Source organism: Streptomyces sp. NPDC048171, assembly GCF_043202655.1.
Classification (GTDB): Bacteria; Actinomycetota; Actinomycetes; order Streptomycetales; family Streptomycetaceae; genus Streptomyces.
The window spans coordinates 253,298-267,703 of sequence record NZ_JBIDAU010000002.1; the positions used below are offsets into that span (position 1 = coordinate 253,298).

Below are 14,406 nucleotides of genomic sequence, written 5' to 3' on the forward strand. Positions count from 1 at the left end.
GGGTGCGGCCAGACTAGGGAGGTCCCCGGCCGGACGCGCTGCCTCCGGACGGGCCGCCGGGCGAACTTCTGCGGAACTCCGGGAGGCCGCCGGACGACGTCTCCCGCCGTTCACCGGAAGGTCACGCACAGGTGGCCGATGTTCATCCGGCACGGCTTCCGGCCGCTCACGGCGCCCTCATAGCCTGCACCGATGTCCCCGCGCGTCCTACCCGGGAGTGACCACCCATCGCCGCCGAGCCCCTGACCGCCGCCGACTCCGTACGGCCCGCCGCCCCCGCCGCGGCGCCCCCGCCCCCGCCCCCGCGCGTCCGGGGGGAGCACCGGTACGACATCGACCTCGTCCGCGTCCTGGCCTCGGTCGGGGTCATCGTCTGCCACGCCGCGGGCGAACTCATGAAGGCCGTGGACCGCACCCCCGCGGGCGGCGGGCCCGTCTACTGGACCGCCCTCACCGGGGACGCGCTGAGCCGGTGCGCCGTGCCGCTCTTCTTCGCCATCGCCGGGTGGGTCGTGCTCAGCGGCGCGCCGCCCCGTGACGACGGCCAGGTCCGCAAGCGGCTGATCCGCATCGTCGTCCCGATGGCCGTGTGGACCGCCGCGTACCTCCTCTGGGACCGGGCGCGGGACGCCCACACCGACCCCGTGCGCGACCTCGCCCTGGACGCGGTGTTCGGCTCCGTCCGGCCGGCCTTCCACCTCTGGTACCTGTACGCCTACGTCCCCGTGATCCTGCTGCTCTCGGTGGCCGTCCTGGTCCGGAGCGGCAGAAGGCCCTGGGGCGCGGGTGCCGCGCTGCTCGGCATCGCCCTCGCGCCGACCGTGCTCGGCGACCTCGGGCGCCTCCTCGACGTCCGGGTCCCGCCCTTCGCCTGGCAGTTCGGCGTCTACCAGATCGTGTACGCCGTCGCCGGGGCCGCCCTGCTCTCGCTGCCGGGTTCCGCCGTCGGCGGCCGGGGACGACGGCTGCTGTGGCTGGCCGGCGGGCTGTGCGCGTGGGCCGCGGTGGCCGTCTACGAGCACCGGGTGCACTTCCCGGGCCCGTACGGCTCGCTCGTGGTGGCGCTGCTGGCGGGGACCCTGCTGATGGCCCTCAACCGGATCAGGGTGCCGGAGCGCTTCCGTCCGCTCCTCGCCCGGCTCGCCGGGGCCTCCTTCGGGGCCTACCTGGTCCACCTGATGTTCCTGGAGGCGCTCGCCCCGCGCGTGGTCTCCGCGGACGCGGGCTGGGCGGGCGCCGTGGGCGGGCTCGCCGGGCTGACGGTCGCGACGGTCGTGCTGTCGTTCGCCGCCGCCCTGCTCTGGACCCGGCTGCGGCTGGGCCGCTGGCTGGGCTGAGCGGCGGGGACCGCGACGACGGCCGGGCCGCGGGCGGACGGCGCCCGCGGCCCGGCCCGGGTCACTTCTTGCCGGCGCCGCGCCGCACCGCCCTGCGCACCATCCGCCGGGCCCGCCGCACCTGGAGCCTCGCGCGCAGCTGCGGGCGGCTGCCGGGCAGCCCCAGCTCCGTCAGCCGCAGCTCGGGGAAGTAGTGGGCCGGGGTGGCGGCCAGCTGGGCGCGCAGCCACGCCTCGGTCGGCTCCCGCAGGTCCGCGTACGTCTTGGGCTGCATGCAGAAGCCGATCGCCCGCACCAGCGGTGACAGCGTCTCGGGTGCCGCGCCGACGCGGGCCGGCTCCTCGCCGCGCTCCAGGTCGGGCACCAGGTGGTCGACCACGGCCAGTGGCACCCGGTTGCTGTTCGGGTACGGCTTGAGCCGCTCCATCACCAGCGCCGTCCCCACCCGGGCGACGGGCACGTCGTAGTAGGCCGAGGCGGTCACCATCGCCGTCGAGAAGCAGCCGACGACCAGTTCGGGCGCGCAGCGGTCGTACAGCGTCTCGGCCAGCAGCGGCGCGTCCAGCACGGTGAGCCGTACGCCCGCGTCCGCCGCCGCCTTGCTCAGGGCCGCCGTGTAACCGGCGGGGGCCGTCGGGTGCGGCTTGAAGACCACGGACCGGTGCCCGGCCCGCGCGGCCCCGGTGAGCATCCGGACGTGCAGGTCCTCCTCCTCCTGCGCGGTGAGGATGTTGATCGCCGCCAGGTACTGGCCGAGCAGCACGGCCGTCGGCTTCTCCCGGATCACCGGGGCCAGTTCGGAGTCGTCCGCCGCGTCCCGGGAGATCTCGTCGAGCACGGCGCGGAACGCGTCGTCGGGGACGATCTCGGGCTCGACGCCGTACTCGGACAGCAGCAGGGGCCGCAGCCCCGGGATCAGGTCCAGGTGGAGGAGGCGCCGCACGCGGCTCGCGATGGTCAGCGGGAGCTTCTCGCGGGTCGGGCCGTAGCTCATCAGGCCGTCGGCGTACACGTGGACGGCGCTCTCGGAGAAGATCGCCGCCAGTGCGCGGGCCGGGTTGACCTGGATCGACTCGACCGCCAGCTCGACCAGGTCCCGCTCGTCGATGCCCCAGGCCAGCCGGAAGGCCTCCTGCCACAGTGCCGTGTCGTTTCCGCGCGGGCCCCAGGCGCTGGGGTGGTGCGGGCGGATCGCCTCGTTCCAGCTGACGACGGAGTCGAACCGCGCCGTTATTCGCCCGTACCCGTGCATCTCGTCCAGCCGCAGCGCGGTCTCGGGTATCGCCGCGTTGTTCGAGATCAGCAGCACCCGCCGGGCGCCGTGGCGCGGCCCGAACAGGCCCGCGTCGAGCGCCGCGGCGAGGGTGGCCGCTCCGTACAGGGTGGAGACCTGGAAGATCTGGGTCCGGTGGGGCGTGGAGGTGGTGTGGGACATGGGTCAGGCAGCCTTCCGCCCGTCACGCAGGCGGTTGAGCAGCCTGCCGCGAGTCCTGTCGATGGTCCGGAGGGTCTCCTCCAGCACGTGCTGGGGCATACGGTGCAGCGCGTCCCGTGCCTCCCGGCGCAGCCGCTGGGCCGCCGCCGACTCGTACTCGTCCACCTTGCCGAGGTGGAAGGCGATCATGGCGCAGTACGTCCGCACGGCCTTCGGCAGGAAGCGCTCGGCCTCCGGGTCCTTCAGCAGGTCCGCGAGGAGCATGTCGTAGGCCGGGATGAAGTCCAGCTGCCGGGAGTCCTTGATCTGCGTCAGCGAGGTGGCGACGCCGCGCCGGTAGAACACGCCGTGCAGACCGACGGACGCGTACGAGCGGGCCTTCAGATGCAGGCGCCAGATCCACAACCGGTCCTCCGCGGTGCGCAGTTCGGTCGCGAAGCGCATCCCGCCGTCGGCGAAGAGGTGCCGGCGGTAGATCCCCGCCCAGACGAAGGGGTAGTCCACCATCGTCTCCATGTGCGGCGGCGCGATGCCGTCGCGCGGGTCCATCACGGTGTTGCGCACGGGCGCCGGCGGCCGCTTGATCACCCGCTCCGTGCCGGTGGCCTGCACATGGTCGGTGCGGGCGAAGTCGCAGCCCAACTCGTCCATACTGCGCACGAGTTCGGGCAGGTAGCCCGGCCAGTACCAGTCGTCGCCGTCGAGGAACGTGACGTACTCGCCCCGGGCCGCGTCGATTCCGCTGTTGCGGGCCTGCGCTATGCCCCGGTTGGTCTCGTGCCGGATCACCCGGGTGTCGGGGCGTCGCTCCGCCCAGCGGTCGATCACCCATGGCGTGGCATCCGTGGAGCAGTCGTCGACGAGCAGGAACTCGAAGTCCGGGTCCGCGTTGTTGGCGAGACTTCTCAGAGTGCTCTCGGCGAAAGTCTCCACATTGTGCATGGGGACGACGACGGACAGTTTCGGCACGCGGGCCTCTCACGCTCGAAGGTCGGGGATTGGAACAGGCTAACGACGCCGCCGAATCCGCCGGTGTCCAATCGGGCGCGGAAAAGCGAACTCCGTTCGCGGTGGAAGTGAATTCTTGGTGATTCGCGCCCGTGGTTCACGTCGGGTCGAACACGCCCCGGAGTTCCTGGAGGTTCGCCTGCGTGGTCTTCCACAGGAATTCCTGCGCGCGGTGCACGTCGGCGACCGCCGTCGCGTGGTCGTCGAGCACCGCGGACGCCCGCTCCGCCAGGCGCGGTCCCAGCTCCCGGTCGTGCACCGACAGCCCCCACTCCGGGCGCCCGATGTCCGACAGGAAGTAGGCCAGCTTCGGATGGGAGACGAGGCTCAGGATCGGAGTCCCGCAGCCGAACGGGATCATCCCGGCGTGCCCGCGCATCCCGATCACCAGTCGCGCACGGGCGTACAGGTCGCGGATCGCGTCGTTCGACAGGGCGTAGAGCCGCTCGACGGGCAGGGCGATGCCGTGCTCCCGGCGCAGGTCGTGCACGAACCGCTCGTCGGCCGGCATGTGCGCCGCGTACCGGACGTCCGCCCGCTCCCGCAGCGCGCCGAGGGCGTGGGCCGTCTGGGCGAGGAAGTGCCCGTAGTCGTGGCCGAACCGCAGGCCCGCGCGGTCGTAGGCGCAGTTGACCAGGACGGTGTCGGACCGCTCGGCCGCCTCGAAGCGGCCCGGGAGCAGTTGCCGGGCCACCGTGGTCGGGCAGGGCTGGTAGCGCACCCGGTCGCGCAGCGAGGCGGGGAGCAGCTCGCGGACGCGGTCGATGGAGCCGTGGTTGCGCAGCCCGAAGAACGCCGACCGCTCCACGAGGACGCGCAGGCTCTCGGCGAACCGGCGCCGCCGGTACAGCTGTCCGTCGAAGACGTTGTAGCCGACCGCGAACACCGCGAGCGGCGCGGTGACGCGGGCCAGCAGGTCGTCCGGCACGTTCCACTGCCAGTGGCTGTTGCCGTTGGGCGAGGTGTCCGGGAGGAAGAGCCCGCCGCCGCCCACGACCACCCCGCGGCGCGCGTTCAGTTGCTCCAGGGCCGCCTCGTCGACCAGCCGGTGCACCGGCTGGGGGTACCAGTGGCGGGGGCCCGTGTCGGGGCCGAAGCACATGCGTACGGCCTCGGGCAGGACCTTGTCCCCGGCGTTCTCGTCCCCCTCGGCGAACAGCGCCACGTGCGCGAGCTGTTCGGCGGGGTCCGGCTCGGGAGCGGCGGCACCGCCCTCCGGCTCCCGCGTCCGGGTGCGGACGTACCAGGCGTGGCAGCCCGCGTCGGTCGGGTCGGCGTCCAGGCCCTCGCGGGCGTAGGCGTGCGCGTCCGCCTCCCGGCCGCGGAGCCAGGCCAGCCGGGCGAGCTGCGCGAAGGCGCGCGGGGCGACGTCGGGGGAGGCGGCCGCCAGCAGCAGGTGGGCCTCGGCCTCGTCGTAGCGGGACAGCGCCATCAGGCAGACGCCCAGGGTCTCGTGGCAGCGCGGCGCGTCCAGCCGGTCCGCCACGACGGGCGCGAGGACCTCGACCGCCTCGTCGTACCGGCCCTGCCCGCGGTACACGTCGGCGACCGTGCGGGCCAGGTCCAGCGAGGGACGGGCCTTCAGCAGGGGCGGGGCGTAGTGCGCCAGCAGCTCGGGGTGCTTGCGGCCGCGCAGGGCGCGGAAGGCGGCGCGGAACTCCTCGTCGCCCAGCTCGAAACGGTGCCGCGCCTCGGCCGCCGGGCCGTGCCCGGGGGCGTCGGACGGTCCCGTGAGGCGCAGGACGACGACGTCCTCGGGCACCGGCAGGTCGTCGTGCAGGCGGCGGGCGGGGAAGTCGTACCGCGCGTCGAGCGGGGTGAGGGCGCCGTCGGACGCCATGCCCTCGCCGGAGCCGGAGCCGGAGCCGGAGCCGGCGGCGAGCCGGGTCGCCAACGCGTCGTCCACGTCCGCGCGCTGGACGACGATCAGCCCGTCGGGCAGCACCCTCGGCCGCTCCCCGTCCTGCTCTCCGGCGTGCCGTCCGTCGTGCGGCGACCGCGGTACGGCGGCCACCTCGCGGCGCATCCGCAGCAGCTCGCCGAGGTCGCCCAGGACGACCATGCCGGGATCGAGGGCGATGACGGTGTCGTACCCCTCCAGCCGGAGGACGTCCCCGCGGCCGCCCTCCGCGCGGCGGGTGACGAGGCGCGGGTGCAGCGGCCGCAGCGCGTCGAACGCGTCGTCGGGCAGACCGGGGTGGAGGACCACGAAGTCCTCGCACACCCCCGGGTTGGTCAGCGCCAGACTGCGTATCAGCGTGGAGAGGCGGGACAGGCCGTCCCGGTCGGTGTGGACGGCGAAGGCGATCCGGCGTCTGCCGGTGACGGTGCTCCGGTCGTCCGCCGAGGCGGGGGAGTGGGTCATCTAAGCCTTCCTTCGTGGATACCCCCGGTTTCAGCCGGGGGAGGCAGCGAAGTTCGCTTGGAGCGGGGAAGGGCGGGCCGGTTCGCTGCCAGGGCGGACCGATGTTCACCCGCAACTGTCTGTGCACCTTCACTAACTGAAGGTTCAATGTGTGAATCGTGAAGACCATCCACGTGAAGCGGGCGTTCAAGTACCGCTTCCGTCCGACCGATGCGCAGGCGGCAGAGCTGTCCCGCACGTTCGGATGCGTGCGAAAGGTCTACAACCTCGCCCTGGCCGCACACACGGAAGCGTGGACGCGGCAGGAGCGGGTGAACTACAACCAGACGTCGGCGATGCTCACGGCCTGGAAGAAGACCGAGGAACTCGCGTACCTCAACGAGGTCTCCTCGGTCCCCCTCCAGCAGGCCCTGCGGCACCTCCAGACGGCGTTCGCCAACTTCTTCGGCAAGCGTGCCAAGTACCCGCGCTTCAAGTCGCGGAAGAAGTCGCGGAAGTCGGCGGAGTACACCACCAGCGCCTTCCGGTTCAGGGACGGGAAACTGACCCTGGCGAAGATGGCGGAGCCGCTCGGCATCGTGTGGTCCCGTCCCCTGCCCGAGGGCGCGACGCCGTCCACGGTGACCGTGTCGCAGGACGCCGCCGGACGCTGGTACGTGTCCCTGCTGTGCGAGGACCCGACCGTGATGCCGCTGCCCGCCACCGGCACTGCCGTCGGTATCGACGTCGGCCTCGACCACCTGCTGACCCTCTCGACCGGTGAGAAGGTCTCCAACCCCCGGCACGAGCGGCGTGACCGCGCCCGCCTCGCCAGGGCCCAGCGGCAGCTCGCCCGCAAGGCCAAGGGCGACGGAGCCAACCGGGCCAAGGCCCGCCGGAAGGTCGCCCAGGTTTGCGCCCGCATCACCGACCGCAGGCGTGACCTTCTGCACAAACTCACCACACAGCTCGTTCGTGAGAACCAAACGATCGTGATCGAGGACCTCGCCGTCCGGAACATGGTGAAGAACGGCAGCCTGGCCCGTGCCATCAGCGACGCGGCCTGGTCGGAGTTCCGGAGCATGCTGGAGTACAAGGCCCAGTGGTACGGGCGCGACGTAATCGCGATCGACCGCTGGTTCCCCTCCTCCAAGCTCTGTTCCGCCTGCGGCACCTTGCAGGACAAGATGCCGCTGAACGTCCGTGCATGGACGTGCGCCTGTGGAGCGACCCACGACAGGGACGTGAACGCAGCGAAGAACATCCTGGCCGTCGGGCTGACGGCGTCTGTCTGTGGAGCTGGTGTAAGACCTCAACGGAGTACTCCGGGCGGGCAGTCGGCGATGAAGCAGAAACTCCTGCGGCGCGAGCCGTAGGACCCCCCTCCCTCAGGAGGGGAAGGAAGTCAACGCAGGGCGATCCTCATCTTGCTGTCGTCTACGTGCGTCGCGCGGTCCATGACCCACTCGGCCTCCCTCGGCCGCAGCCGCCCGGGCAGGGTGAAGCCGATCAGGTCGAGGCGGGGGCTCGCGTCCAGGAAGTCCAGGAGCCTGAGCACGGTGAAGGCGGTGGTCGTCGCCGGCTCCCAGCCGCCCTCGCCCAGCAGGGCCGGATCGGCGAGCGGGCGGCGCAGGGAGGCGTCGCCGACGTGCTCCTGCGCCCCGGGGGCCAGCCGGGTCCGTACGGCGCGGCGCCAGTCGGCGGCCGGGTCGCCGAAGACCAGCCGGATGCCGGCCGGCCGCGTCCAGGCGGGCTCCTCCCAGGGGGCGCCGCCCCGCAGCGTGACGGCGTGCAGGCCGGTGCGCTCGCCGGTGCCCTCGGCGCGGACGCGGTGGCCGTCGCAGCGCACCACCAGGTCGTAGCGGTCGATCTCGGGGCCCAGGGTGCTCGCGGCGACGTCCGCGGCGTTCGCGACCAGGCACGCCGTCCGCCCCGCGATCAGGCCCCGCAGGCCGGCCACGCCGACGGGGGTGGCGCCGCCGAGCAGTGGTTCGGGTGCGGCGCCCTGCTCGACGAGGCGCCGGTGGCGGCCGTGCAGCTCCAGCAGGCGCCGCACCGCCGGGTCGCCCGGGCCGTGCTCGGCCAGCCTCTCCCGTACGAAGGAGGCGAACCGGGGTTCGACGACCGCGGTGGTCGCTGCGGGCTCGCGGAGCAGGCCGGCGAGACCGGCGCCCGCCTCGGGGAAGAGCGCCACGGCCGCTTCGAGGCAGGCCCGGCGGCGGCGCAGGGTGTCCATCCCGCGGGCGACCTCGGGCGCCGGGGCGCCGCCGCCGAGGAGCGTGACGTAGCGCTCGTAGCACTGGAGCGCCTCGTCCCCGCGGCCGAGCCCGTCCAGCGCCAGGCCGCGCAGCCGCCAGGCGCCCTTGGACCGCTGCCGGATCCCGGCCGCCGACTCGGCGAGCCCGAGTGCCAGGCCCAGCCCGCGCTCCCCGCCCGCCTCCAGCGCCCGCTCGCCGACCTGGAGCAGGGCGTCGAAGGGGTCGGCCGACGGGCTGTCCAGCGAGGCCGCGAACACGCCGATCGCCCGGGTGAGCCGCACCTGCGGGACGCCGGCCCCGTCGCCCTCCCCGGCGAGGTGCTCACCGCACAGACGCATGCTCCGCGCGTACAGCACCGGCCTGGCGGCGTCCTTCTGCCGTGCCCTGAACAATCCCGCCAGGGGTTTCGTCATGCGCTCCACCGTTCTCCGACCGGAGCCCGAATGTGCCGCAGCCCAACGCTCCGCGGGTGTCCGGGGGACGGACACCGGGTGAACACTCGCCCCGTCCAGGAGCCCCGCGCCCACCCGGCATCCGGCCGCCTCAACGCCCCAGGGACCGCCGGACCGCCCGCGCCCGTCGCACGACCCTCCGGGCCGTCGAGTTGTGCGGCAGGAACGCCAGGCGGGACGGGATGCCGCCGGGGAGGCCCAGGGACGTGAGGCGGCGCTTCTTGAAGTAGCGCCAGGTGTGTGGGGTCAGGCTGGTGCGGAGGTAGGTCTCGGCGGCGGGGCGCAGCTCCGGGAGGACCTTCGGCTGCATCGCGAAGCCGACGGTCCGCAGCAGCGCGGTCAGGGTGTCGGCGTCCGTGGCGGGCCGGCCCTCGGCGACCGCCGCGGCGTCGGAGAGGTCCGGCAGCAGCGCGTCCACGAGGGTCGCGGGGACGCGGTTGCTGTTCTCGTACGGCGTCAGCCGGTCCAGCAGCGTCTCGGTGCCGACCCGCGCCACCGGCAGCCCGTACAGCGTCGACGCGGTGAGCAGCGCCGTGGAGAAGCAGCCGACGACCAGCGCCGGGCGGGTCCGCTGGAACAGCACCTCCGCGAGGACCGGCGTCTCCACCACGTGCAGCTCGACGCCGAGTCTCCCGGCCTCCCGCTCCAGCGTCCGCGTGAACCGGGCCGGCGCGGTCGGGTGGGACTTGAACACCACGCGGGTGTGCCCGAGCGCCGCCGCACCGGTCAGCATCCGCACGTGCAGGTCTTCCTCCTCCTCGGCGGAGAGCACCCCCAGCGCCGAGAGGTACTGGCCGAGCAGCACCGCGGGCCGCTCCACGTCCGGCAGACCCGCGCCGGTCTCCGCCAGCTCGGCGAGCACCTTCGTGAACGCCGGGGCCGGCACGATCTCCTGCTCGACGCCGAACTCCGTCAGCAGCAGCGGCGCGAGCCCCGGCACCAGGTCCAGGTGGAGCAGCCGTTCGACGCGCGTGCCGACCAGCGGGGCCAGCTTGGTGCGGGTGGGCCCGTGGCTCATCAGCCCGTCCGCGTAGACGGTGAGCGGCGCGTCGGTGAAGATCTGCGCCACGCCGAGCGCGGGGTGCACCTGGATCGACTCCACGGCCAGCGCCACGTCGTCGTCGCCGATGCCCCAGGCCAGCCGCAGATGCCGCTCCCACATCGGTACGTCGTCCAGCCGCGGCGACCAGCCGCCGGGGTGGAAGGGGAAGATCGCCTCGTTCCACGACACCACGTCGTCGAACCGGTCGCGCAGCCGCTCGAATCCCGGCATCCGGTCGACGGACGGAGCCGTCTCGGGCGTCGCCGCGTTGTTGGAGACCAGCAGGATCCGCCGGTCGGCCGGGGCGAAGCAGCCGGTGTCCAGGGCCGCCGCGAGCGTCGCCGTGCCGTACAGCGTCGACGCCAGGAAGATCTGTGTGGTCACGCCGCCGCCCCCGTCCCCGCACGCCGGCGCAGCCGGCGCAGCCGCGTGGCGCGCTCGGCGTCCATCGACCCGAGCGCGACGTCGAGCGCGTCCTGCGGCATCCGCCGCAGCGCCGCCGCGCTCATCTCCTTGAGTTTCCGCGCCACGGCAGGCTCGAACCTTTCGATGGAACCGAGATGGTGGGAAATGATCGCGCAGTACGTCCGCACGGCCTTGGGCAGCAGCAGCTCCGCCTCCGCGTCACCCGCCGCCCCCGCGACGACCTCGTCGAACGCGCGGATGAAGTCGAGCTGGCGGACGTCACCGATCTGGGTGAGCGAGGACGCCACCCCGCGCCGGTAGAAGGAGCCGAGCAGCCCGGTCACCGCGAAGGAGCCCGCCTCCCGGTGCAGCTTCCAGATCCACGGCCGGTCCTCGGCCGTGCGCAGCCCGTCGGTGAAGTGCAGCAGACCGCGCTCGGCCAGCCGCCGGTGATAGATCCCCGCCCACGCGTACGCGTAGTCCACGGAGGTCGAGCGGTGCGCGGGCAGGATCGCGTCCCGCGGACGCAGCGCCACGTTGCGGCGGCCGTGCGGGACGCGGTGCAAGGTGCGCGCCCGGCCTGTGCACTGCACGTGGTCGGTGCGCACGAAGTCGACGTCCAGGCCCTCGATCGCGGCCACCAGCCGGGCGCAGTGGCCCGGCGCCAGCCAGTCGTCGCCGTCCAGGAAGGCGATGTACTCGCCGCGCGCCCGGTCGATGCCGGTGTTGCGGGCGGTCGCCAGGCCGCCGTTCTTCTCGTGTATGACCAGCACCGCCCCCGGCAGCTCGCGCTCGGCACGGACGAGGAGGTCCGCGGTCCCGTCGGTCGAGCAGTCGTCGACGAGAATGAATTCGAAGTCGTCCCGCGCGTTTGCGCGCAGACTCCGCAGAGTGTCTGGTGCGTACTGCCGAACGTTGTAGAACGGCACGATGACGGAGAGCTTGGGCACGTGAGCGACGTTATGCGCCGGCCCGGCATTCGGTTTGACCGCCGCCTTGATGTGAGGTGAACGCGGCGTGGCGAAGCAGTGAAGCGAACATTTTTACGGATGCCGGGCGAGCTGATTCCCCTGTCGGCGATGTGCTGTTCACCATTTGTTGGATTCCGGTTGGGCGGTTCCTAGAAATGGCTTCCTAGCGTCTACGGCGTGCCAGCAAGTGCAACGAAGGCCCTGCGAGTCGCCGTCCTGGCGGACTCCGACACCCGGTGGAAATGGGGCGCGCTCACCGCGACCCGGATCTCCCCCGCGGAACCGGAGTACATCCGCCTCGACGGCTACCTCCTGCGCGGCCGAGCCACCCCCACCGCCCGCCAGCTGCAAGAGGTCGGCGTCACCGCGGACTCGCTCCGCGAGGTGACCGCCGTCGAGTTCCTGCGCGCCATGGAGGCGGCGACGGGCGAGGAGTCCTACGACGTCCTCGTCCTCGCCCTGGTCGGCGGCGGCGTCCAGGCGATGCTGCACGGACTCGGGCGCGTCTGGCGGGACCGGGCCGACCGGCCCGTGGTCGTCACCGGCTACGTCGGCGTCGTCTACGAGAAGCTCGCCGACGGCCTGCTGCTGCGCCACGGCGCCGACCTGGTCCTCGCCAACTCCCGCCAGGACGCGGAGCGTTTCCGTTCCGTGTACGAGGGGGTCGGCGCCGGCGCCGACGCCGTGACCGAGGTGGCCCTGCCCTTCCTGGGCGGCGCGGGGTACCCGGGCGAGCCCGACGGCACCGACCGCCCCTACACGGTGGTCTTCGCCGCCCAGCCGTCCGTCCCGGACAGCCGCAAGGACCGTACGTACCTCCTCGAACGGCTGATCCGGCACGCCCGCCGGCACCCCGAGCGCGAGGTGCTGCTCAAGCTGCGCTCCAAGCCCGGCGAGCACACCACGCACATCGAGGAGCTGCCGTACCAGAAGCTGGTGCAGCGGGCCGATCCGCCGCCCAACTTCCGCCTGGTCTACGGGCACATGGGCGAGGTCCTGGACCGCACCGACCTGCTGGTCACCATCAGCTCCACGGCGGCTCTGGAGTCCCTGCACCGGCGCATCCCGACGGTCGTCCTCACCGACCTGGGGGTCCGCGAGACCCTCGGCAACCACCACTTCGTCGGCTCCGGCTGCCTCGCCTCCTGGGACCAGCTCGACGAGGGCCACCGCCCGGCACCCGACGCCGAGTGGGTCGCCCGGCAGGGCGTCGCGGCGGACGGCGGGTACGCGACCGCCTTCGACGAGGCCCGCGACCGCATCGCCGCCCTGCTCGGCCGGTCCGGCGGACTGCCGCCGCTTACCCCGTACTACACACCCGTCACCGCCCCCGGCTACCTGCCCGGCATCCTCGCCCGCCACCACCTCGGCACCGACGGCACCCCGCTGCCCGGCGCCCCGGCCGCCGACCGCGAGCCCGGCCCCGTCCGCCAGGTCGTGCGCAGGGCGGCACGCGGCGCCTACCGCCACGGCGTCCAGCGCGTCGCCCCGGTGATCCGCCGCATGGGGGAGCTGTGACCGCCTCCGCGCCCCACCCGGCTCTCGGGCCCGCCCCGGCGCCCGGGTCCGCTCCGGCCCCCTCACCCGTCCCGCACCCGCCGGGGCCCGCCCCGGCGCCCGGGTCCGTTCCGGCGTCCGGGTCCGTTCCGGCGTCCGGGCCCGTTCCGGCGTCCGGGCCCGCTCCGGCTCCCGGGCCCGCCCCGGCCCCCGCACCCGTCCCGCACCCGACGGGGCCCGCCCCGGCGCCCGGGTCCGTTCCGGCGTCCGCGACCGGCCGGGCGCCCGTCCCGGGCCCGGCGTCCGCGGCCGACCCCGCCCCCCAAGCCTCCACCCCCGCCCAGATCCCCGCACAAGGAGCAGACCCCATGTCCAACCCGCAAGCGGGCCAGGGCGCTTCGGTGCGCCGGGTGCTCGCGGTGATCCCCGCGCGCGGCGGCTCCAAGGGAGTGCCCGCGAAGAACCTCGCCCCCGTCGGCGGCGTCCCGCTGGTGGCCCGCGCGGTGCGCGAGTGCCGGTCCGCCCGCCTGGTGACGGACGTCGTCGTCTCCACCGACGACCAGACCATCGCCGCGGCGGCCCGGGAGGCCGGCGCCGAGGTCGTGCTGCGGCCCGCCGCCATCGCCGGGGACACCGCCACCTCCGAGGCCGCCGTGCTGCACGCCATGGACGCCCACGAGGCGCTGCACGGCTCCGCCGTCGACGTGGTCCTGCTCGTGCAGTGCACCAGCCCCTTCATCGTCCGGGAGGACATCGACGGGGTGGCCGGCGCGGTCGCCGAGGCCGGCGCCGACACCGCGGTGACGGTGGCGCCGTTCCACGGCTTCGTGTGGCGCGACGGCGGGGACGAGCCCGAAGGGGCCAGCGCCCCCGACGGCGGCTACGGCGTCAACCACGACAAGTCGTACCGCCCCCGCCGCCAGGACCGCCCCCAGGACCTGCTGGAGACCGGCGCCGCCTACGCCATGGCCGCCCCCGGCTTCCGCAAGCACGGGCACCGCTTCTTCGGCCGCACCGAACTGGTCCGCACCGACCCGGCCCGCGTCCTGGAGATCGACGACCCGCACGACCTGGCCCGCGCCCGGGCCCTGGCGCCGCACTTCGACGCCGCCCGGCCCGGCGCCCTCCCGACCGCGCGGGACATCGACGCGGTCGTCCTCGACTTCGACGGCACCCAGACCGACGACCGGGTGCTGATCGACTCCGACGGACGGGAGTTCGTCTCCGTGCACCGCGGCGACGGACTCGGCATCGCGGCCCTGCGCCGCAGCGGCCTGACGATGCTGATCCTGTCCACGGAGGTGAACCCGGTCGTCGCCGCCCGCGCGCGCAAGCTCAAGCTCCCCGTGCTGCACGGCATCGACCGCAAGGACCTCGCGCTCAAGCAGTGGTGCGAGGAACAGGGCATCGCGCCCGAACGCGTGCTCTACGTCGGCAACGACGTCAACGACCTCCCGTGCTTCGCCCTCGTCGGCTGGCCCGTGGCGGTCGCCAGCGCCCACGACGCCGTACGCGGCGCGGCCCGCGCGGTCACCACCGTCCCCGGCGGCGACGGCGCCGTCCGGGAGATCGCGAGCTGGCTCCTCGGCCCCTCGCTCGACTCCCCCGACACCCCCGACTCCCTCGAATCCCCCACGATCACCCAGTCCAAGTAAGG

10 protein-coding genes are annotated in these 14,406 nt (G+C 73.7%); 4 read left to right on the forward strand and 6 right to left on the reverse strand.

The genetic code is table 11. The annotated features are described in order from the left end of the window. Positions 1-242: 242 nt before the first annotated feature. Positions 243-1,337 carry an acyltransferase gene (locus ACGF3J_RS05575; RefSeq protein WP_161328643.1) on the forward strand — a complete coding sequence of 365 codons (1,095 nt, stop codon included), beginning with the start codon at positions 243-245 and terminating at the stop codon, positions 1,335-1,337. A gap of 61 nt (positions 1,338-1,398) precedes the next feature. On the opposite strand, the gene ACGF3J_RS05580 is transcribed toward ACGF3J_RS05575, so the two are convergent. From ACGF3J_RS05580 to ACGF3J_RS05590, 3 genes are all read right to left on the reverse strand, one after another. Beyond that, positions 1,399-2,772, reverse strand: coding sequence for a polysialyltransferase family glycosyltransferase (locus tag ACGF3J_RS05580; RefSeq protein WP_161329017.1), 1,374 nt, complete (start codon positions 2,770-2,772; stop codon positions 1,399-1,401). Between the two features lie 3 nt (positions 2,773-2,775). Beyond that, the gene (locus ACGF3J_RS05585) at positions 2,776-3,741 is read right to left on the reverse strand and encodes a glycosyltransferase family 2 protein (RefSeq protein ID WP_161329018.1); all 966 of its coding nucleotides are present in this window, start codon (positions 3,739-3,741) and stop codon (positions 2,776-2,778) included. Between the two features lie 136 nt (positions 3,742-3,877). After that, on the reverse strand, positions 3,878-6,145 hold the full coding sequence (locus ACGF3J_RS05590) for a polysaccharide pyruvyl transferase family protein (protein WP_161329019.1): 2,268 nt from the start codon (positions 6,143-6,145) through the stop codon (positions 3,878-3,880). A 158-nt stretch (positions 6,146-6,303) separates the two neighbouring features. Here ACGF3J_RS05590 and ACGF3J_RS05595 point away from each other — a divergent pair, with 158 nt between their 5' ends. Further along, positions 6,304-7,500, forward strand: a complete 1,197-nt coding sequence (locus tag ACGF3J_RS05595) for an RNA-guided endonuclease TnpB family protein (protein ID WP_161329020.1) — start codon at positions 6,304-6,306, stop codon at positions 7,498-7,500. A 29-nt stretch (positions 7,501-7,529) separates the two neighbouring features. On the opposite strand, the gene ACGF3J_RS05600 is transcribed toward ACGF3J_RS05595, so the two are convergent. From ACGF3J_RS05600 to ACGF3J_RS05610, 3 genes are all read right to left on the reverse strand, one after another. Continuing rightward, a complete protein-coding gene (locus ACGF3J_RS05600) occupies positions 7,530-8,795 on the reverse strand; it encodes a hypothetical protein (protein WP_393853515.1) in 1,266 nt (421 codons plus the stop codon). A gap of 130 nt (positions 8,796-8,925) precedes the next feature. Beyond that, positions 8,926-10,260 carry a polysialyltransferase family glycosyltransferase gene (locus ACGF3J_RS05605; protein WP_393853516.1) on the reverse strand — a complete coding sequence of 445 codons (1,335 nt, stop codon included), beginning with the start codon at positions 10,258-10,260 and terminating at the stop codon, positions 8,926-8,928. Further along, positions 10,257-11,231: a glycosyltransferase family 2 protein gene (locus ACGF3J_RS05610; RefSeq protein WP_161331199.1), complete on the reverse strand. Its 975-nt coding sequence runs from the start codon at positions 11,229-11,231 to the stop codon at positions 10,257-10,259. Before ACGF3J_RS05610 ends, ACGF3J_RS05605 begins: the two co-directional genes overlap by 4 nt. A gap of 198 nt (positions 11,232-11,429) precedes the next feature. On the opposite strand from ACGF3J_RS05610, the gene ACGF3J_RS05615 reads away from it, so the two are divergent. Further along, complete coding sequence (locus ACGF3J_RS05615) at positions 11,430-12,770, forward strand: DUF6716 putative glycosyltransferase (protein ID WP_161331198.1); 1,341 nt, start codon at positions 11,430-11,432, stop codon at positions 12,768-12,770. Positions 12,771-13,117: 347 nt separating this feature from the next. Next, a complete protein-coding gene (locus ACGF3J_RS05620) occupies positions 13,118-14,404 on the forward strand; it encodes an N-acylneuraminate cytidylyltransferase (RefSeq protein WP_161331891.1) in 1,287 nt (428 codons plus the stop codon). The last annotated feature ends 2 nt before the right edge of the window (positions 14,405-14,406 follow it).